This window comes from Flavobacterium bizetiae (assembly GCF_902804475.1).
Taxonomy (GTDB): domain Bacteria; phylum Bacteroidota; class Bacteroidia; order Flavobacteriales; family Flavobacteriaceae; genus Flavobacterium; species Flavobacterium bizetiae.
In genome coordinates, this window is the sequence record NZ_CADCSU010000125.1 from 75,495 (window position 1) to 95,752 (window position 20,258).

Sequence of the window (20,258 nt, forward strand, 5' to 3'; positions counted from 1 at the left end):
TTATCTCGACAATACCTTATATGTCGGATCTTCGATTACATTTACGTTAATAACCGCATCGGCGTTTTTAAGTAATTGCCTGCAATCTGCGCTTAAGTGTTGCAATTCTATTGTTTTATTTTCCTGCTTGTATTTTTTTGTCAGATTGTTCAGCGCTTCGATTGCCGACATATCAGCGACACGGCTTTCTTTAAAATCGATAATCACGTGATCAGGATCATTGGCAACATCAAATTTTTCGAAAAAAGCAGCTATAGAACCAAAAAATAGCGGCCCGAAAATTTCGTAGTGCTTTACTCCTGCATCATCAATAAAATGTTTTGCACGAATACGTTTAGCACTTTCCCAGGCAAAAACAAGAGCTGAAATAATAACCCCAATCAAAACGGCTAATGCCAGGTTATGCAATACAATTGTAATTAAAGCCACCAGAATTCCAACAAAAATATCGTGTTTGGGCATTTTGTTAATGATTCTGAAACTCGCCCATTCAAACGTCGTAATCGCCACCATCATCATAACTCCCACTAAAGCAGCCATTGGCAATTTACCAATTACGGGCGCGCCAAAAAGAATGATCAATAAAATCGTTAAGGCAGCAATAATACCAGAAAGTCGGGCTCTGGAACCTGCTGAAAGATTCACTAAAGTTTGTGCAATCATTGGACAGCCTCCCATCCCAAAAAAGAAACCATTTAAAATATTCGAACTTCCTTGCGCAATACATTCGCGATTGCTGTTTCCTCGTGTTCCTGTAATCTCATCGACCAAATTCAGCGTAAGCAAACCTTCAGTTAAACCAACGGCGGCAACAATTACAGAATACGGAAATATGACTTTGAAAGTTTCAAAAGAAAGTGGAATATCAGGGATATGAAACGGAGGAAATCCGCCCTGAACCGAAGCAATATCTTCGACCGTTTTGGTTTCGATATTAAAAATTAAAACAATAGCAAAAACTACCATTATCGCGACTAACGACGCCGGAACTGCTTTGGTCAATTTCGGAAAAAGTAAAACGATTCCAATTGTTAAGGCCACTAAACCCAGCATAATATACAAAGGAGTTCCTTGCAGCCAAGAAACCTGACCGTTTACGACTGTTTTAAATTGCTCGAGTTGCGACATAAAAATCACAACCGCCAAACCGTTTACAAAACCAAACATAACGGGTTGAGGAACCAGCCGGATAAATTTTCCGAGTTTAAAAAGTCCGATGCAAATTTGCACTACACCACCAAGCGCGACGGCCGCAAAAACATATTCTATACCGTGCGATTTCATTAAGGCAATCAAAACAATAACAGTTGCTCCTGCCCCGCCCGAAATCATTCCGGGTCTTCCGCCAAAAATAGCAGTAACCAATCCGGCTATAAAAGCAGCGTATAGACCAACCAAAGGTGGAAATCCAGCCAAAATAGCAAATGACAACGATTCGGGTATCATCGTCATGGCCACTGTTAAACCGGCTAAAATTTCGTTTTTGTAATTTACTTTTTGAGTAAAGTCAAAGAGATGGAGCGCTTTTTTCATAGGCCACAAATGTAGAAAATAATGACCAAAAGAGCATTAACCTTTTCAAATCTGAAAAAGCGCCACAAAAAGAATAAAAAAATTAAAACAGTTAGCTTAACTGCTTTACAAGTAAAGCCAAAAGAGAAAGAATAAAACTTGTCATAACTATTTTCAAAAGAAATTATCGTACAAAATTATTTATAAAATGATATATAAAGCTGCGTATTTATACCTGTTTTTAATCATTACAGCAATAAAATAAAACTGCTTTTAAATGTCTCGTTAGTGAATCTGAAAAAATAAATTATTCTAATTTCACACACGTATATCCCAGACAATTTACATAGTCTATGATATTATTTGGCTCCAGATCAACCCCTTCGACACGTAATATTTTATCACAATCTTCGAGATCAAAATTAATTTTATAATCAGGAAACTGCGTCAGGATTACGGCAATGATATAATTGGTATCTGCTTCTTTTTGAACATTTGTTTTAAAAACTTCAACAACCATAATTATTTATTTTAATACTATAAAAAATAATAAATGAACTATAGAACTGCGCTACATCACAAATTCTGATTAAAAAGGATTGTAAGAGATTCCAAATCTAAAATATCCCTGAGCATCTTCCTTATGATCATAAATATACTTAGACGTTCGTTCACCCCTTTCTGTTACACGAGTACTTAAAACATTATTAACACCTCCTTTTAAGAAACCAATTATTTGAGGCGCAATGCGGTATTCATAGGTAATACCAGACTTTAATTCTAACTGATTTAACTCGTAAATTCCTTTTAAATTTGAAGCATTTAAATTTAAATAAAAACTTTCAGAATTTAGTTCCGTTCCGAAGGAAATTCTTCCATTTTCTAACAACTGTCTTCTGAACAATAAACGCTGAGGAAGAATAAAATCCAAATCCCATTTTGAATCTTCGAATTTGTGATTCAGTGTAAAAAGTGGCGTAACAGGAATTATAGACGACGGATCGAGCATGGCCAAAGCTCCAACGGTAATGGTAGTATTGGCGGTTCTTTTAATCACAATATTGGCGGTTACAAATCCTTTTACACGTTGTACATTATCCTGATTCCCATCGACAGTTGCGGTTGCGTTGTAAATAACAGGCTTATTAAAAAGCTTTGTCATGTAAGTCGCGCTCACAGCACCGGCAAAATAGTGAAACTCTTCTTTTTCTTTTGTATAGTTTGAACTTGTGGCATAATTGTAAACATTACCAAAATCATAAGTTTCATATTTGTAACGCAAAGATCCCGTTACCACAAAACGTTTTGATGCTGTAGCAAAAAATGGCACATTGATGGCCACTTTTAATCTATCGTGCTGGTCGATTCGGCCTCTTTCATAACGATCTCCAAAAAGTTTCGAATCAAAATTTGTGGGGCCCAATTGTTCATATTGTACGTCTAAAATTCGCGTAGTCGGAAATTTATCCGTTACCGCTTTTAACACCGTTTGCATAGGCGCCTCTTTTTCCTGAGCCATAGTTCGTATCGATGCACAAATGAATAAAACACAAATGATTTTTGTTTTCATAAATTGGTATAAAATTAAAGTTTCGTTTATTGAAAAAGTATTAAAACCCGGGGCAAAAGTAATGGCGAAGCCTCTATTATAACAGTAATTTTATACCAATGGCGTATCATTTATACGAATGGCGTTTGTATAATTTATACGTTACAAAGCGTTACAAACTATAATATTAGCCTATTTTTGCTGTTATGAAGATTCTTAAAATTTATCAGAACTTTTTTCTTAGAAACCTCATCGTAAACACCTTTATAATTTTGGTTATAGTGGCCTGCGTTTATGACGAAATAAAATTAGACGGTCACGATTGGGGTTATATCATGAGCAAAATAGCCGTTGGATATTTACCTTGTATTATCTGGGTAACGATCTTTAACGTTTTTATTATTAGGCCCTTTTTATTTAAAAAAAGACTTAAAGTATTTTTTATACTTTTTGCCCTTTACTGGACTTCGTTTTACTTTTTCATGAATTGGTTTTTTCCGCTTGTTGGTTTGGGAAATTTCAAAACGCTTCAAATATTATCGCTGATCATCAACGGAATGTTTTTCTATTTTATACATGTTGTCATCACTAAAAAAATCATGGATGCCGATAAGGATATTATGAATTTCAAATCAGAACTTTCGTTTTTGAAACAACAACTCAATCCACATTTTTTACTCAATGCGATGAATAATCTATACGGAGAATCACTGTCTGATCCTGATAAATTGCCGGACCGAATCCTGAATCTGTCGGACATGTTGCGTTATCAGATCGAAGCCACCAAAAAAGATTATGTTTTTCTGGAAGAAGAAATTGCCTTTATAAAAAAGTACATTGAATACTATACTTTTCAGAACGAACGCCTTGAAGTTACCCAGCATTTTGAAGGTGATTACGACAGTATAGATATTCCACCATTGTTCTTTTTGCCACTGGTTGAAAATGCGGTTAAATTCTCGGCCGAAACTCCAAAACCTTTTATAAATGTAGATTTAAAGGTAAAATGCAACCAATTGTCTTTTACTTTAAAAAACAATTATCTCGAATCGGGATCACGACTTTCGAGTACGGGAATTGGAATCGAGAATCTAAAAAGACGTCTCGAAGTTTATGGTTTGCGACATGAACTCAACTGCAAGAAAGAAAAGAATATCTTTATAGTAAAATTAAAAATATGGCACTTACCTACCGCTGTCTTATCATAGACGATGAATCGCCGGCACATAAAGCGCTCGCATCGCACATCTCTAAATTTGACGATCTGGAACATTCCGGAAGCGCTTTTAGCGGTATGGAAGCTGTAAAAATGCTCAACGAAAACACCTACGATATTATTTTTCTGGATATTAATATGCCCGTAATTTCCGGTGTCGAGCTGATGGAATTACAACCCAAAAGACCACTTACAATTGTCACCACAGCCTATTCTGACTTTGCTCTTTCGGCGTACCAAAACGATGCTATAGATTATTTACTCAAACCCATTTCGTTCGAAAAATTCTCTAAAGCGATCGAAAAAGCCAAGATTTATTTCTCTGGCGCGACCACAAAAAAAGAAACCACTACAGATACCAAAGTCCTTTCGCACCGCGTAAACGGACAAATGACGGAAACACTCTTAAGCGATATTATTTATATCGAAAGTCTGGGCAACTACATGAAATTGTACAGCACCAAACTAAAATCGCCCATGATTATTTACGGTTCGCTCTCGAGCATTGCCGCAGAAATTGACAGTACTAATTTTGTTCAGGTGCATCGCTCTTTTATTGTAAATGTGGCTAAAATTAAAGCTGTAACTTTTAAAACTCTTACGATGTTTAACGGTGAAATTATTCCTGTTGGAAGGAAATATCAGATTTTATTGGATAATCTGGAAATTAGATAATTAATCGATTTTTGAAAATTAGATAATTTGAAAAGCTCAACTTTTATGGTTGAGCTTTTTTTGTTTTTGGATTTTCAGAGCAGTATCAGTATTTGGTTGTTGCGATTCATTTTATGGTATAAATCTTGATATCGCTTAAAAGAGCCTGTACCAAAGCTCTAAACTAAAAAATTGCAAATCTCACATTGCAATTATCTAACTAAACCACTAACCGATAATCTCAAGTATCACATGAAAAAACTACTACTTACCCTTACGTTACTATTCAGCTTTGCGGGTTTTGCACAAACGATAAACGGAATCCCTATTCAGAATCTGGATGTAGAATATCTTCAGATCATTGGAAGTTCAGTATATATGTCTTCTAAAGTTAAGATTTCGATAGACATAGGGCAAAGAACAAAATTGATGTCGAGTAACAATGATACGGCGCGTTTGAAAGATAAAAACGGAGAAGTTTTAGTATTTAATTCGATTATCGATGCTTTAAATTTTATGGCCGGGTACGGATATGAATTTGTACAATCGAATATTTTAGTCGAGGGAGGACAAAATGTTTTTTATTATTTGATGAAAAAAAAGTCAAAATAACTATACACAACGATAGAGCAGATTTGCCATTATAAATATTCAAAACCTTCTGCTGAAAGAGCATTAGCAATAGCACGCTACGAAGTACTAGGAATGAATAACGATTCTTTACATCTTTATTCTCTATTTTATTTTGCCCTTTCAGGGCAATTTCCTCTTTTGATTTAATTCGTAGTTCGTTGCACCACGCTATTGCTCTTAGGGATTTCAGCCTATTTTAAAAAGTTTCGGGTACTCATGTTTACCATGATAAATGTTCGAAACCTGCTGCTCTGAAAGAGCATTAGCAATAGCATGTGGTGCAAAGCACTATGAATGAATGATAAACAATTATATTTTTAAGCCCTGTAAGGGCGGAAGCTTAATTTCAAAAAGTTTCATAACGCATATTTGCAATTTGTGCTAATAACAACAAAAATACAAACCCGGAAAACTTCGATTCTAAAAATCGGCAATCGTCTTTTACGTGTAAAAATCCTTTAATTCTCACGGCTCATAAATCATTTTCTTAAAAAAAATGCTTTGATAAACCAATTTTTCTTACATAAATAATTATATTCGCGATGCCACTAATCGCTAAATAATTATAGAAAAAATGACCATTTTTAATTTCCTATTTAGAAAATCTAGTATAGAATGTCCCAGATGCCAAGGGAAAGCTTTTGTGGACTGGGAAGATATTCGACGCCTGAATAAGGAACTAAAGTGGACGCCTGCACCTTGCGCCTATTGCTATGGCTCTGGAAAAGTAGACAAAGAAATGCTGTTAAAAGTTCCTGTAGACTATACATACCTTACTATAGATTTAACGGAATCTGAGATGGAAAAAATAAAAAAAGGCGACGAAGCAACTCTCGAAAAAGGTAAAATGCGCGAAGTTTTTCTAGACAATCTGATAAAATATGGCGAACATCACTACCTAAATAACAAGATGGACGCTGAAAGCATCGCCGATTTATACTTAAAAACCGAAGATGAAAACGCTTTGTTTGCCGTAGAACGAAAATACCTTATACAATATTTTGCAAAAATAATCGAGCTAAAAACATCAGAACTCAATTAATACCAAACCAAAGAAAAAGAACTTAGTGCTTTCGTGGCAAAACAAATAAAAAAACAGGTATAAATACCTATTGTTACAATTCTATTTTAGTGGTAAAATTGCGGTAAATAATTTTTACTCAAGATTTGCCATTTACCGTCAAGGAAAATATTAAATGTTGTCACTTTTTTTTTGGAACCATAAAGTGGGATTTCTAATCGACGCCAACGATTAAAAGTCCCACTTTTTTATACTTTTTTTTAAGAAATTTTTTAAAAAATACAGTACCTCAACAATTTAAAACTGAGCATTGACCCTAATCGAAGCTTTTACCAATTCAATTTTATCATTACGGCACCATAATAACAGAGAACGCGCAAATAACTTATATTATCGATTACGGTAAATTGTTTGTTAATCTTTATATGATCCTGCCGTAGTCTGCAGACGAGAAAAAGGTTTTCTGCTTATTGCCTACTTATACAAAGTACTTCCTTTTAAGCTAGATCCTAAAAATTTCAGGCGTCTTGGCCCTAAAAACAACAGGCGCGGATTATGGAGACTTGATCCCGACACACAACAATTGCTTGAGTCCTATCTGATAGAAATTGATGACGAAATTTAATTATATATTTTTCATAATATAAATTAATATCTCCTCTTCTAGCTCCTTAGATAAATTTTCGTGCTTGAGCTGATGCTGAAAATCGCGCTCTATTTTTTGCCTGAATTTTTCGGCATTTACTTTACTGATGCAATAATCATCACAAATCATTTTAAACCTATCGTCTACCAAATACATGATCTTCATAGAATCTATATATTCGGCAAATTTTGCGTTGTACAATTCATCTGGGAGGGACATAGAATGATTTATTAAATTAAATAACCATGAGCACAAAAAAACACTGCCAATCTAAAATTGACAGTATTTTATACGTTATAATCCAACTAAAAACTATCGTTCTATTTGAGGTTTAGGCAATTTGGCAATCACTTCGTCTATAGAAAATGTTGCCGGTGCCTGACGTGGCGGAAATTTACGATACGTTTCAAGATATTGTGCCACTTTTGATACCGCCGGTAAAATTAAAAAGGCACGGTCCATCATCCATTTTTCATAACCAATAGAGCCATCTACAGCATACTCAAAAGGATCTGCCAATAAATCAATTATAAACGGGCCTCTAAGTTTTACCATTGGGTCACGCCATATCTCCATCCCTTTTGCGTATTGAGCTGCAAAAGTATATTTAAAACGGTCATCGCGATACGCTACAAGATTTCCGTCATCATCAAAATAAACAAAGTCATGGCGATTACTACCCGTTTGCCCTTTTAGATAAGATAACTGATTGTATCCGTCAAGATGTACTTTAAAGTTTTTACCGCCTTCCTGTACTCCATTCTGCGCACTCTGAACCAGGTTTTGATCTCCCCCGGCTGCTGCAACCAATGTTGGCAACCAATCTTCTGCCGAAAATAATCCGGTTAAATTGCTTCCCGGTTTTATCACTCCTGGCCAGCGCACTACTGCCGGAGCACGATAAGCTCCTTCCCAGTTGGTATCTTTTTCTGATCGAAATGGCGAAGAACCTCCGTCAGGCCACTGGTTTTTCATAGCACCATTATCTGTAGACCAAATAACGATGGTATTGTCGGCAATTTTAAGATCGTCTAAGAGTTTTAAAAGCTCGCCTACCATGGCATCATGTTCTACCATTCCGTCAGCCTGAGTTCCTAAACCTGTTTTGCCCAAAGACGAAGGTTTAAGATGTGTAAAAACGTGCATACGGGTACTATTAAACCAGGTAAAAGAAGGTTTGCCTGCTTTTGCTGATCTTGTAATAAAATCTTTGGCTGCTGCCAAAAATTCTTCGTCAACAGTTTCCATTCTTTTTTTGGTAAGTGGTCCTGTATCTTCGATTTTTCCTCCCGCTGTAGATCTGAGTACTCCACGCGGACCAAATGCTTTTTTAAATTCTGCTCCTTTTGGATAATCTGCATTCTCTGGTTCTTCTTCTGCATTTAAGTGATACAGATTACCAAAAAACTCATCAAATCCGTGCGCTGTTGGTAGATATTTATCCTGATCGCCCAGGTGATTTTTACCAAACTGACCACATGCATATCCTAACGGTTTCAGGAACTCGGCAATCGTAGGATCTTCTTTTTGTAAACCTACCGGTGAACCCGGCAATCCTACTTTTGTTAAACCGGTACGATAAGGCGATTGTCCAGTAATAAGTGCCGCACGACCTGCGGTACAGCTTTGTTGCGCATAATACTGTATAAAAACAGCTCCTTCATTACCTATCTTGTCGATATTGGGAGTTGTAAATCCCATTAATCCGCGGCTATAGGCACTAACATTGGTAACTCCTACATCGTCCCCAAAAATAATTAAAATGTTAGGCTTTTTTTGCGCATTCACGGTAGATACTGAGGCTATAAATACACAAAGTAAAGATACCTTGACAAATTTGAAGTTAATTTTCATCTTTTAAATAATTAAATTATTAAACCCTTTTTGACATCTGCTACTCTTCTTTAATTATCATAATTCAATGAGAAATAAAGCAGTATAAAATTATAAGGTCAAAAGCATAAAAATGAAGTTTTGGGAGTAAACTCTGTTTCAAGTTATAAAATGAAACGAGCTTTAATTATGCAACGATAACAAGCACAGTGATAGTGTGGTTTCTTAAATTTCAAAATAAAAAAATCCAAATTCCAAATCTTGCTAAGTTAGACAACTTTGTCAAAGTTTGAAACTTTGACAAAGTTCCTGAAACCAGTAAAAGAGCATAATATAGTCGTTCCTCTAAATGACAACTCATGAAAACGACTGCCCTAGCCCCGATAGAAGTGGAAATCCTTTTGTGCCGGTGTTAGGCACAAAAGATTGAAACGGATTGCTTCGCCAGTTCGCACTTTCAGGCTCGGGTTCGGGATTAGCTCCTAAAAAAAGATTTAATTTTTATAGTTTTAAAGCTTTAAAACATTAGTCCCTCAGAACCTTAGCCACTCAGAATCTCAAAAAAAAAATTAAGCAATATTTCCAAGTCCGTCCGGAAGTGGTCTGTAGGCGTAGTAATGCAAAACTTCTTCGATAGCGATTTTGAGCGCCTCGTTTATGGGAACTAAAATAACACCCATTCTAAGGTCTATTTGGGCCAGTCGCATATAATAGTCGGTAAAAACAGGGACGTATTTACCGTTGTTAATCGCCTCTTCGGCTGCGATGAAATTTTCTTGTTGTTGTTCTTTGATGATTTTGCAGGTTGCCAGGCGTAGTTTTCCGTATTTATCTGTATTCGCAGCATAGCCAAAAAGTCGGCAAATTAGTCCACGATAACGATAATTACTACAGCTTCCTTTATGTTCTAAAACAGAAAGAGGACTATATATGAGGCAATTATGCGTATAAGTCTGGTTCAGAAGTTTTAAAGTTTCCTCGGCTTTGCCATTCAAAAACAAATGAAATGCCCACGGTAAAAATTCTAAAGGAGAGGCATCGATACTGGGCGTAGTACAGCATTTGCCACAGCCCGCATTGCAAAACAAATGCGTCTCTGACTGAAAAGCAGTAATTTCAGTTTCAAGACGATCAAATAATGCTTCAACCTGCCTAACCTTATCTTCTATCGCCATCCTTTTTTTGGTAAGGTAGGCTAATAGAAATGGCTCGAGCTATGATGATGATAGTATTGGGAAAAAAGTGGGAAAAAATAAATTTCAATTAAAAAAATCCAAATTCCAAACTGGAGTAGATATCAAATTCTAAAAATTAAATTCCAAATTCCAAAGTTGTACATTTAATAAACTTTGTTAGACATTGCCCGTGGTTTCAACCACGGGGTACGATAATATCACGCCTCGTATTGTGTTCCCGTGGTTGATAACACGGGCTATATGTAAAGAAGAAATTAAATTAGTTTTCACAAAAGTCTAAAATTTCAAACTTTGTTTCTTTGAACCTTTGCTACTTTGTCCCTTTCCTAAAAACAACTCAGCAACTTAGTGTCTTAGTCTCTTAAAAAAACTAATCGCTCCTGTAGACCACAGCGTCAGGAAAATTAAAACCGGCTGAAAAAACAATCGCATCAAACGAGCATTATCAGTATCAAGACCAAAAGCGCTGGTTCCATTAAGATATTGAGCAATATTGCCCGGAAAAACCAAAACATAAAATACGGCCAGCGCGATGCCTACCTGAACTTTGTATCGGGTTAAAAAAATCATGCTCAATCCCAATGCGATTTCTACAATTCCGGAGAGTATGACCACAAGATCTTTATCAAGCGGCACCCAATTAGGAACCTGTGCCTGAAAATCGTCCCGCTGAAAAGTAAAATGACCAATGGCCGCCGTGATCATAAAAATTCCTAAAAGTATTCTAACAAAAATTTGAGTTTTAGAGGTATGTATATTTTCCATATCGGGTATCAATTATCGTAAAGTTTTAATTTTCAGTTTAAAAGTGAGTTTTATTTAAGTCACATTCTCTCAAATTTACGATAATATGTAGTACGTTATTTGCAAAATTTTACCGGAAATGTTGTTTGATCTCCATGTCATTAGACGTTCTAAACCTTAAAAGAAAATAACTAAATTTTAATACAAAATCAGTTCAGAAATCAAATTTCCAATGGTATTTTTGCGTTTTAGAAATACCACTAAATTTAAGCCCCAAAAATGTATGAAGCGAGAACATTACATTCCCTTTAACAAGGAATTCTTACTCGAACAACAAATTGCTACTTTCTCTGATGATCAAAAAAAGGTCGAAGATTTCAAAAAATTATTTGATATCATCGAACACTATTTTCATTACGAAGCCTTTAATCTGAACCGAAACTTAAAGCAAAATTATGCCTTATTCGATCCGGATTTAAGTCTTAAAGAACGTCAGGCTTTTTTGGGTAAAAGCGATTTTACTGTTTTCAAAGAAACCCTTCTAAAAGTTTTAGATCAGGGTAATTATCGTCGTGTCGATCAGGAAACTCTAGACAAAGCATTTGAGGATTCAGACTTAATTGGCCTGAATCTTTCTATAGATTTTAATGCTTTCAAAGATTACGAATTGTACGTTCGTGGGCATCATCAGGCAAAAGAAAAAGTAAAGAAATATATTTTCTGGAAAAAAGAAATCGACATCGAGTATTATGATCGCGTCCTGATTTACCTCAACTACAACGAAAAAGAATACCTGAGCGAAAACAAAGTCAAACTGGGCAAAATGCCAATTGATCCGGGAACAATTGCCTTAAAAATCTTTAAGCGCGTACCCAAAAACGATCTCGAAACCATTTTTCCTAATGCCATACCAAGAATGTCAACACGAGACAAATTGTTCTTTTGGGTTCCCGGTATTGGCGGCGGAATCTCGTTGTTGAGTACCACTGTAATTCCGGCTCTGATAGGTATGTATGCCGCATATCAGTCTGGCGAAACGATCGATTTATTAAACAGCAAAGCCTCTCTAAATCAAGGCTTAATTGCTCTTGGCGTTTTGTCGTTGTACCTTTTTCGTCAATACAGCAATTTTGTCAACAAGAAAATCAAATATTCTAAAATACTTTCAGACAGTCTTTATTTTAAGAACCTCGGGAACAATAGTGGCGCCTTTTACTCGCTCCTAAATTCATCCGAAGAAGAAGTACTGAAAGAAACCATTTTGGCTTATACTTTTTTACACCAAAGCGAAAAACCCCTAACCGCACAAGAACTCGATGACCAAATAGAATCCTGGTTTAAAACAAAGCTCAACACTGATCTTGATTTTAATGTAAAAGATGCTTTAACCAAACTAAAAAACATTGGACTTGGCATCGAAACCAACGGAAAATGGGAAGTTATTTCGCTAAACAAAGCCCTCGTAACCATAGATGAGTTATGGGATAATGTTTTTGATTATGCCAATACAACTGTAAATATTTAGGAGCTGTTTCCTGCTATCCACTTGTATCTTTTATGGTGAACCCCACCATAAAAGGATACCGCTTCTATAAAGGCTAGGGCAATTGTTTTCATGAGAAATTCCCGCAATCTTGTCATCCCGAGGAACGAGGGATCACACTAGTAATTCCACAATCTTAGTCGAGCTTTTTGTGTGATCCTTCCTGCGTCAGGATGACAAATACTTTGTTTGGGGTTATATTGAACGTAAAGCATGCGACATAAATCAACTATAAGCTTGTCACCCTGAGCGAAGTCGAAGGGCGATCCAATTAGAACGAGGGCTTCGACTCCGCTCAGCCTGACAATTAATACGAAAAGATGATGTTCGTCATGGGGCAACGCATTTTTGTCATCCCGAGGAACGAGGGATCTCCGTTAGTAGCTCGACAATCTACATATACTTTATGTTAGTTTCTTGTGAAGATCCCTCGTTCCTCGGGATGACAAGATTGTGTATATTTCGGTTTTACATTTTATAGTTTTTCTATCTTTATCAAATGGTTACAATATCAAGCAAAAATGAATAATGTAAAAACTTTTTCAATTTTTATAATAACAATATTCGTATCAGGCTTTTTGGTAGGCAGGTTTACACAACAATTTAGATATATAGAACATCTCAGATGGATTTATCATTGTGGATGGATTTCCTGCTATATTTTTCATTTTACAGCTTTAATTTCATCCTTTATCTTCTTAATTTGCCTTCTTAAAAAAGATCTCAATTTAAATGTTAAATATAAATCCCTGTGGATTCTATTAGGATTAATTCCATTTTTAGCTTGGGTTATATTTGCTCTTTATTTTTTTATAAATATTAATTCGATCACTAATACTTAAATACCTCATCAGTATTAACCCCAGTTTGTCATTCAAATACAGTATACAAAAATCCGTACAAATCCGCACTTTCGCACAGCGAATCCGTCTCATCCGCGTACAATTTAAACCCCATTTCCATATAATTTTTTCAATTAATTTTAAGTCAAATTCATAAATCGATCAACGAAAAAGAAATTTGATTAGATTTACGCAACTAACCTCAAAACCAAAACAATGAGAACATTAGATCAATGGTTTGATGAATATGCCGTAAGTCATCAAAACCCAAAAAACAAAGCGATACATTATGTATGTGTTCCCGCAATTTTCTTTTCTATTGTAGGATTATTAATGAGCATCCCAAGTAGTTTTATTGCCAATACGCTACAACTAAATGCGCCTATTATCGAAAACTGGGCCGTTGTAGTCCTGATTTTTGTGCTCATTTTTTATATCAGGTTATCCGTGGCAATGGCCATCAAAATTGCGATTTTCTCAGCGATTTGTTTGGTTGTAAATTATTATATCGGTCAAGTTGTTCCGTTATGGATATTCTCTATTGGCGTTTTTGTCATCGCCTGGATCGGGCAATTTTACGGTCATAATATCGAAGGCAAAAAACCCTCTTTCTTAAAAGATCTTCAGTTCCTTATGATTGGTCCTGCATGGGTTGTAGAGAATTTGTTTTCTAAGAAATAACAAACCTATTTTTCATGAAAGCAGATAAAACTAGTCGAACTGCCCAATATATGGCACTATTTAGAGCTTTGGAAACAATATTAGATAAAAAAGATCGCTTATTTTCAGATCCTTATGCAATACATTTTCTGGATCCAAAATTAAGATTCGCTACGCGCATGTCTAAATATCCTTCAATTAGAAAATACATTCAGAATACGATACAAAAAAAGATTCCCGGTGCTTTTTCTTCAGGACTTGCCAGAACAAAATATATTGATGAATTGCTTCAAACTGCTGTTTTAGATGGCGTACAACAAGTAATAATTCTGGGAGCAGGTTTTGATACAAGGGCATTAAGACTTGATTTCTTAAAATCAATTCCAGTTATAGAAATTGATCATCCCAACACTTCAAATTATAAAATCGAAACTTATAAAAAAAGGATTGGTCAAGTTCCGGAAAATGTTAGTTTTCTTCAAATTGATTTTAACAAACAGGATCTTGAGCAATTAGCAGCGCAGCATAATTTAGATTTTACCAAACCTACTGCCATAATTTGGGAAGGGGTTACCAATTATTTAACCAAAGAAGCTATTCAGAATACTTTTTCTTTTATCTCAAAATTTGCCAAAAACAGTCACATTATCTTCACATATGTACACAAAGAAATAATAGAAAATCCAAAATCATTTGTAGGCGGCGAAAAACTGCTTACAGATCTTGATAAACTTGAAGAACGCTGGACTTTTGGTTTTATGCCGAATGAATTATCGAATTATCTAAATCAATTTAACATCAAGCTCATCGAAGATTTAGGTGCAACTGAATATCGTGAAAAATACCTGCCTAATCGAAATGAAAAAGGCTACGAGTTTTATAGAACTGCCTTAGGAATAAAACAATAATCAGCTACCTTTATAATATGACAAAATCAATACTTCTCGTCTTATTCTTTTCGATAATAAGCTGCTCCCAAAAAAGCAAAGAACAAACTGTACATCTTCCTGAAAAAGTCATCACAAAAAAAGAGATCATCAAACCTGAAACTAAAACAGATACCACAAAAACTATTTTAGAAGAAGCTTTTACAGATAGTACTCAGGTTGGAACGAAAGGAAAATTTAAATTAACCGTCAACCAATTTAGAACGGATGACAGCACGTATGTCGAAATTAATCTGTTCGAAAAAAGAAACAACAAATGGATTACTCAACAAAATTTAGAGTACCTGAAAGATGGCGTAACCAATTGCGAACCTGAACTAAACGATTTCAATAACGACGGATTCAATGATCTTACCTTTAAGTCTTCGGTTGCGGCAAGAGGCGCCAACGAAATTAGAAAATTGCTTATTTTTAATCCCTCCAAAAAGAGATTTGTTTTAATGAAAAATTCTGATCACTATCCTAATCTACAATATAACGAACTTTTAAATTGTGTAGATGCCTGGCTGGTTTATGGCGGAAGTTCGACCGTATTTCTAAAAATAGAAAAAGATAGCTTAAGAGAGTTTGCTAGCGTTTCGCTGGATAATGATAACAGAGAAATTTATATTATCGATAAAAAAGGAAAACGCAAAACGGTAAAAAAAGAAATTGTAAAGGATCTGGAAGTTTATACACGATATAAAAATTATAATCCTTTGACTGAGTAGGAAATAAAAGTTGTAATAACGAGGGACTTCGACTTCGCTCAGTCTGACAATGTTTTCAATGTTTTTTTACGTAATCTTGTTATGAAAACGAGTGTCCTAGCCCCGATAGAAGAGGAAATCCTTTTGTGGCGGTGTTCGCCACAAAAGATTGGAACGAATAGCGGGATTAGCTCCTGAAAAAATGCTTTATCATAACAATCAAAACAAAAAAACATATTTAATTTCTTTAAAATTTCACATTAACTTCATCATTATCAAACCAATACACTGGCGATATGAAAATAGATATAAACGATGAAATTAAAATTGAGAGTTATGACGTTTTCACCTATAGAAGAATCAGACGTGCTATAGGGTATCTGGGTATAAGTCTTCCGATACTTTTAGTTGGCCTTTCATTCATTTCTTATTTTCAAACTTCCGTTCAGCATTCTATCAGTCATTATTATTACACGCATCTTAGAGAGTTTTTTACCGGAACTTTGTGTGCCGTTGGTTTATTTTTAATTCGATATAAAGGTCATGGAAATGCTTCGATCTGGAAAAATGATAATTTACTCACCAATATTGCCGGAATGATGGCTTTGGCCGTTGCCTTCTTTCCAACTACTCCCGCTCCTGAAGAAAATAAAATAGAAACCAGGATCTACACACTAATTCCGTCTACTCAGGAATGGCTCGGCTGGCTTCATTATGGTTTTGCTGCTCTTTTATTCCTGATAATGGCTTTACTGGCCATAAATGTTTTTACGATAGGGCAAAAAAACGAGACCAGAAGTCCCAAAAGCATCTTAAACGAAAATAATATTTACAGAACTTGTGGTTATGCCATCATACTATTTGTTGTTTTGGTGCCAATATCAGAGAAATTAGATCGGTTTGAGTATTCTACTTTGGTTCTCGAGGCATTGTCTCTTTTTGCTTTTGGAATTGCCTGGTTAATAAAAGGGCGTGCATTAGGAGATAGTGGTATAACGGGCGAAATGCTTTATCAGGAAAAGAACAAAATTGATACTGAAAAAATATTAGAAGAATAAAGACTTTTAAACCACCAAATTAAAAATAAACTTTTTCTTACATTTAACAAATTTTATTTTAAATTCTCTGCTTGTTAGGTTACTTTTGCATTTTTAAAATACTAGTAAAAGTTTAGCCCCCCGTTCTCATGAGATTATTATTTGTTCTTGGAATTTTTATTTTATCCTTTTCCGTAAATGCACAGTCTGTAAATGGCGTTATTACAGATACCAACGGAAAGCCTCTCGAAGAGGTTTTAATTCACAATCTTTTTTCGAAAACACATGCCCACAGCGATAGTAACGGGAAATTTACTATCGAAAACAGTAAACCCGAAGACAGTTTACAAATCACCAAACAAGGTTTTATTACTGAAAATATTAAAATCCTGACCAACGATTTACTTACAATTTCTCTCGAAGAAAAACCTTTTTTACTTGAAGAGGTCAAGATTACCAATAACCTGAAATACCTGAATACGATTTCTAAAATAGATTTAGAAATTCAGCCTATCTCGAATTCGCAGGATTTAATGCGCAAAGTTCCGGGGCTTTTTATTGGACAGCATGCCGGAGGAGGAAAAGCAGAACAAATTTTCCTGAGAGGATTTGACTGTGACCACGGAACAGATATTAGCGTATCTGTAGACGGAATGCCTGTAAATATGGTTTCTCATGGCCATGGTCAGGGATATGCCGATCTTCATTTTGTGATTCCGGAAACTGTTGATAATATCGATTTTGACAAAGGTGCATATTTTGCAGATAAAGGCGATTTTACTACTGCAGGCTATATTGCTTTCAACACTAAAAAAGCTTTAAAAAACAGCTCCGTATCTTTTGAATTGGGACAGTTTGATACCTACAGAACTGTTGCTCTATTCAATTTATTAAATACTGAAAATCAATCGGCTTATTTTGCCGGAGAATACATGATGACAGATGGTTATTTTGATGCTCCGCAAAACTTTAACCGTATTAATTTATTTGGAAAATATTCTGCTAAAATTAATAACGGAGATCAGCTTGCCATTTCTGTATCGCATTTTAAAAGTCAATGGGATGCGAGCGGACAAATTCCGGATCGTGCGGTAAATAGCGGTATGATTTCGCATTTCGGTGCCATTGATTCTAATGAAGGAGGAAATACTTCAAGATCGAACATCAACCTTCAATACGATTCGAAAATTGATGATTATTCTCAAATTAAAAATACGGCTTATATAAGCAAATACGATTTTGAATTGTTCTCGAATTTTACCTTTTTCCTAAACGATCCTGTAAATGGCGATCAGATCAGACAAAGAGATAATAGAACCATTGTAGGTTTCCAGTCTGAATATGATCGTAAAATCGATGATCAATGGAGTTTTAAAATTGGGGCAGGATTACGAAATGACAACAACAAAGGTCTGGAATTATCGCATACCGTAAACCGCAAAACTGTTTTAGAATATTTAAGTCTTGGAGATGTAAACCAGACTAATCTTTTCTCTTATGCCAGCGCTGATTTTACAACAGGAAAATGGCTTATTAATACTGGATTGCGTTTAGATTATTTTAAATTTGGTTACGAAGATCAATTGGCACCAACGTATAGCAATCAAACTCAGACAAAAGCAATTGTAAGCCCTAAACTGAACTTTTTGTATACTCAGGATAACACTTTACAATATTTCTTAAAATTAGGAAAAGGATTTCATAGTAATGATGCCCGTGTGGTTGTGGCTCAAAAAGGTCAAAAAATCCTTCCTGAAACTTATGGAGGAGATTTGGGAATTAACTGGAAACCGTTCCCGAGAATGATCATCAATTCGGCACTTTGGTATTTATATCTGGCACAGGAATTTGTATATGTAGGAGATGAAGCCGTTGTAGAACCAAGCGGAAAAACTGCCCGTAAAGGTTTTGATTTTGGTTTAAGATATCAATTTACCAATTGGTTATTCTGGAATACTGATTATACCTACACACACGCCCGTTCTATAGATGAACCAAAAGGACAGGATTATTTGCCTCTTGCGCCTGTTCATACGTTAACAAGCGGACTTTCGGTGAAGAATTTAAAAGGATTCTCAGGAAGTTTAAGAACTCGTTTTTTAGGAGACCGTCCTGCTAATGAAGATAACTCTGTAGTTGCAAAAGGGTATTGCATTACTGATTTCTCTGTAAATTATCAGATTAAGAAAGTTTCGATTGGTATTAACATCGATAATATTTTTGATACTAAATGGAAAGAAACTCAATTCTTAACCGAAACAAGATTAGCCAATGAAACGGAACCTGTAGACGAAATACATTTTACTGCCGGAACTCCTTTTAATGCACGATTAATTCTGAAATATAGCTGGTAAGCACAGTATTTCATTCTAAAATATAAAAACCAAGTATTGAATGTTTCTTATGCGAAACTTCGATACTTGGTTTTTTATTTAGTCTCTACGGGACAAATTCTGCCTTGCCTTTATTTTTTTCTACCAATATTTAATCTCTACGAAATATTCATTTAAATTAAATATGCTGATCTTTAATTTTAATTCACAGATCAAAATCTTTGTAATAAGCTACTCCTTTAGGAGTTAAATATTGGTAGAAAAAATCAATAATGTTATATCAAAAAAATCTTTCGCTAAAGCGAAAGATCGCAAAGGTTTTGTCATTGACGAAGGAGAAATCACACTAGAAACTCCACAATCAAAATCGCCAATCTTTGCCGAAGAACGAGTGTGATTTCTCCTTCGTCGAAATGACAATATTCTGTTGAATTAAGCCTCAATTAAGATTATACTCTGAATCTCAAACAAAAAAGCATAGTAATTAAACTATGCTTTTTAATCCAATATTTATTTTAATTACTTAACCAACTTCAGAATACGATCTAGTTCGGTTATCTCATTTTCTGTAAGCGGCTGCAAAGGTTTTCTTAAATGTCCGCCTTCTATTCCCTGCAGCTGCAATCCTGATTTGATGGCTCTTGGTAATCCTTTTTCGACTATAAAACGCAACAAATCGATTTGCTTGTAGAATATTTTTTGAGCTCCCTGAAGATCATTATTCTGAATAGCATTGTACAAAGCAATGTTGAGTTCCGGAATTAAATTAGGCGCTGCGGTGCACCAACCAATCGCTCCTGCCGCAAAAGCCGAAAGCGACAACGGATTAGAACCGTTATAAAATGCTATCGAATCTCCTAATTCTTTCTTGAGGTAATGCATTCGCTGAACATCTCCTGTACTTTCCTTAATCATAGTGACATTAGGGATTTCGAGAATTCTCTTTAATAATTTTGGCGACATATCTACTCCTGCTGTAGCCGGATTATTGTACGCCATAATTGGGATCGAAATTTGTTTGGCAACTGCATCGTAGTGTTTTACAATTTCATCATCACTCAATTTCCAATAACTCATCGGGATAATCATTACCGCTGTAGCTCCTAGTCATGGTCGGAAGATTATTCTTCCGGCCTTTTTTGTTTTATACTTTAAAAAAAAATGTTTTTATTTATTTTATTTAACACGAATTTTCTTGTTTAA

17 protein-coding genes and 1 pseudogene are annotated in these 20,258 nt (G+C 35.3%); 10 read left to right on the forward strand and 8 right to left on the reverse strand.

Annotated features, from left to right (window positions below; translation table 11 throughout):
* From FLACOL7796_RS17655 to FLACOL7796_RS17665, 3 genes are all read right to left on the reverse strand, one after another.
* Nucleotides 1-1,533: a SulP family inorganic anion transporter gene (locus tag FLACOL7796_RS17655; protein ID WP_173972049.1), complete on the reverse strand. Its 1,533-nt coding sequence runs from the start codon at nt 1,531-1,533 to the stop codon at nt 1-3.
* Nucleotides 1,534-1,819: 286 nt separating this feature from the next.
* Entirely contained in the window at nt 1,820-2,032 is a 213-nt protein-coding gene (locus FLACOL7796_RS17660) for a hypothetical protein (RefSeq protein WP_065452198.1), read from the reverse strand.
* Nucleotides 2,033-2,101: 69 nt separating this feature from the next.
* Nucleotides 2,102-3,082: a DUF6268 family outer membrane beta-barrel protein gene (locus FLACOL7796_RS17665; protein WP_173972050.1), complete on the reverse strand. Its 981-nt coding sequence runs from the start codon at nt 3,080-3,082 to the stop codon at nt 2,102-2,104.
* Between the two features lie 185 nt (nt 3,083-3,267).
* Here FLACOL7796_RS17665 and FLACOL7796_RS17670 point away from each other — a divergent pair, with 185 nt between their 5' ends.
* The 4 genes from FLACOL7796_RS17670 (at nt 3,268) to FLACOL7796_RS17685 (ending at nt 6,606) form a co-directional block, all read left to right on the forward strand.
* The gene (locus FLACOL7796_RS17670) at nt 3,268-4,269 is read left to right on the forward strand and encodes a sensor histidine kinase (RefSeq protein WP_173972051.1); all 1,002 of its coding nucleotides are present in this window, start codon (nt 3,268-3,270) and stop codon (nt 4,267-4,269) included.
* On the forward strand, nt 4,239-4,952 hold the full coding sequence (locus FLACOL7796_RS17675) for a LytR/AlgR family response regulator transcription factor (protein WP_173972052.1): 714 nt from the start codon (nt 4,239-4,241) through the stop codon (nt 4,950-4,952). Before FLACOL7796_RS17670 ends, FLACOL7796_RS17675 begins: the two co-directional genes overlap by 31 nt.
* 231 nt (nt 4,953-5,183) lie before the next feature.
* Nucleotides 5,184-5,543, forward strand: coding sequence for a hypothetical protein (locus FLACOL7796_RS17680; RefSeq protein WP_173972053.1), 360 nt, complete (start codon nt 5,184-5,186; stop codon nt 5,541-5,543).
* 664 nt (nt 5,544-6,207) lie between these two features.
* Complete coding sequence (locus FLACOL7796_RS17685) at nt 6,208-6,606, forward strand: hypothetical protein (RefSeq protein ID WP_232067398.1); 399 nt, start codon at nt 6,208-6,210, stop codon at nt 6,604-6,606.
* 604 nt (nt 6,607-7,210) lie between these two features.
* Here FLACOL7796_RS17685 and FLACOL7796_RS17690 read toward each other — a convergent pair.
* The 4 genes from FLACOL7796_RS17690 to FLACOL7796_RS17705 all read right to left on the reverse strand — a co-directional run bounded on the left by FLACOL7796_RS17690 (nt 7,211) and on the right by FLACOL7796_RS17705 (nt 11,025).
* A complete protein-coding gene (locus tag FLACOL7796_RS17690; RefSeq protein WP_173972055.1) occupies nt 7,211-7,450 on the reverse strand; it encodes a hypothetical protein in 240 nt (79 codons plus the stop codon).
* A gap of 93 nt (nt 7,451-7,543) precedes the next feature.
* On the reverse strand, nt 7,544-9,085 hold the full coding sequence (locus FLACOL7796_RS17695) for an arylsulfatase (protein WP_173972056.1): 1,542 nt from the start codon (nt 9,083-9,085) through the stop codon (nt 7,544-7,546).
* 548 nt (nt 9,086-9,633) lie between these two features.
* Nucleotides 9,634-10,239 (reverse strand): YkgJ family cysteine cluster protein, encoded by a 606-nt coding sequence (locus FLACOL7796_RS17700; RefSeq protein ID WP_173972057.1) that lies wholly within the window; start codon nt 10,237-10,239, stop codon nt 9,634-9,636.
* A 366-nt stretch (nt 10,240-10,605) separates the two neighbouring features.
* Nucleotides 10,606-11,025, reverse strand: coding sequence for a DoxX family protein (locus tag FLACOL7796_RS17705; protein WP_173972058.1), 420 nt, complete (start codon nt 11,023-11,025; stop codon nt 10,606-10,608).
* Between the two features lie 262 nt (nt 11,026-11,287).
* Here FLACOL7796_RS17705 and FLACOL7796_RS17710 point away from each other — a divergent pair, with 262 nt between their 5' ends.
* The 6 genes from FLACOL7796_RS17710 to FLACOL7796_RS17735 all read left to right on the forward strand — a co-directional run bounded on the left by FLACOL7796_RS17710 (nt 11,288) and on the right by FLACOL7796_RS17735 (nt 19,076).
* On the forward strand, nt 11,288-12,529 hold the full coding sequence (locus FLACOL7796_RS17710; protein ID WP_173972059.1) for a TMEM143 family protein: 1,242 nt from the start codon (nt 11,288-11,290) through the stop codon (nt 12,527-12,529).
* A gap of 1,076 nt (nt 12,530-13,605) precedes the next feature.
* Entirely contained in the window at nt 13,606-14,070 is a 465-nt protein-coding gene (locus tag FLACOL7796_RS17715) for an Mpo1 family 2-hydroxy fatty acid dioxygenase (protein ID WP_173972060.1), read from the forward strand.
* A gap of 14 nt (nt 14,071-14,084) precedes the next feature.
* A complete protein-coding gene (locus FLACOL7796_RS17720; protein ID WP_173972061.1) occupies nt 14,085-14,957 on the forward strand; it encodes a class I SAM-dependent methyltransferase in 873 nt (290 codons plus the stop codon).
* A gap of 17 nt (nt 14,958-14,974) precedes the next feature.
* Entirely contained in the window at nt 14,975-15,706 is a 732-nt protein-coding gene (locus FLACOL7796_RS17725; RefSeq protein WP_173972062.1) for a hypothetical protein, read from the forward strand.
* Nucleotides 15,707-15,981: 275 nt separating this feature from the next.
* A complete protein-coding gene (locus FLACOL7796_RS17730; protein WP_173972063.1) occupies nt 15,982-16,743 on the forward strand; it encodes a hypothetical protein in 762 nt (253 codons plus the stop codon).
* Nucleotides 16,744-16,871: 128 nt separating this feature from the next.
* A complete protein-coding gene (locus tag FLACOL7796_RS17735; protein ID WP_173972064.1) occupies nt 16,872-19,076 on the forward strand; it encodes a TonB-dependent receptor in 2,205 nt (734 codons plus the stop codon).
* A 498-nt stretch (nt 19,077-19,574) separates the two neighbouring features.
* Here FLACOL7796_RS17735 and FLACOL7796_RS17740 read toward each other — a convergent pair.
* A pseudogene (locus FLACOL7796_RS17740) lies at nt 19,575-20,147 on the reverse strand (dihydrodipicolinate synthase family protein); the annotation flags it as partial.
* Nucleotides 20,148-20,258 lie beyond the last annotated feature (111 nt).

Bases quoted from the DNA above. Each gene is read 5' to 3' on its own strand.
- FLACOL7796_RS17665 (WP_173972050.1), bottom strand. From the start codon at position 3,082: ATGAAAACAAAAATCATTTGTGTTTTATTCATTTGTGCATCGATACGA.
- FLACOL7796_RS17715 (WP_173972060.1), top strand. From the start codon at position 13,606: ATGAGAACATTAGATCAATGGTTTGATGAATATGCCGTAAGTCATCAA.
- FLACOL7796_RS17675 (WP_173972052.1), top strand. From the start codon at position 4,239: ATGGCACTTACCTACCGCTGTCTTATCATAGACGATGAATCGCCGGCA.
- FLACOL7796_RS17670 (WP_173972051.1), top strand. From the start codon at position 3,268: ATGAAGATTCTTAAAATTTATCAGAACTTTTTTCTTAGAAACCTCATC.
- FLACOL7796_RS17710 (WP_173972059.1), top strand. From the start codon at position 11,288: ATGAAGCGAGAACATTACATTCCCTTTAACAAGGAATTCTTACTCGAA.
- FLACOL7796_RS17730 (WP_173972063.1), top strand. From the start codon at position 15,982: ATGAAAATAGATATAAACGATGAAATTAAAATTGAGAGTTATGACGTT.
- FLACOL7796_RS17660 (WP_065452198.1), bottom strand. From the start codon at position 2,032: ATGGTTGTTGAAGTTTTTAAAACAAATGTTCAAAAAGAAGCAGATACC.
- FLACOL7796_RS17735 (WP_173972064.1), top strand. From the start codon at position 16,872: ATGAGATTATTATTTGTTCTTGGAATTTTTATTTTATCCTTTTCCGTA.
- FLACOL7796_RS17680 (WP_173972053.1), top strand. From the start codon at position 5,184: ATGAAAAAACTACTACTTACCCTTACGTTACTATTCAGCTTTGCGGGT.
- FLACOL7796_RS17695 (WP_173972056.1), bottom strand. From the start codon at position 9,085: ATGAAAATTAACTTCAAATTTGTCAAGGTATCTTTACTTTGTGTATTT.
- FLACOL7796_RS17720 (WP_173972061.1), top strand. From the start codon at position 14,085: ATGAAAGCAGATAAAACTAGTCGAACTGCCCAATATATGGCACTATTT.
- FLACOL7796_RS17725 (WP_173972062.1), top strand. From the start codon at position 14,975: ATGACAAAATCAATACTTCTCGTCTTATTCTTTTCGATAATAAGCTGC.
- FLACOL7796_RS17700 (WP_173972057.1), bottom strand. From the start codon at position 10,239: ATGGCGATAGAAGATAAGGTTAGGCAGGTTGAAGCATTATTTGATCGT.
- FLACOL7796_RS17690 (WP_173972055.1), bottom strand. From the start codon at position 7,450: ATGTCCCTCCCAGATGAATTGTACAACGCAAAATTTGCCGAATATATA.
- FLACOL7796_RS17705 (WP_173972058.1), bottom strand. From the start codon at position 11,025: ATGGAAAATATACATACCTCTAAAACTCAAATTTTTGTTAGAATACTT.
- FLACOL7796_RS17655 (WP_173972049.1), bottom strand. From the start codon at position 1,533: ATGAAAAAAGCGCTCCATCTCTTTGACTTTACTCAAAAAGTAAATTAC.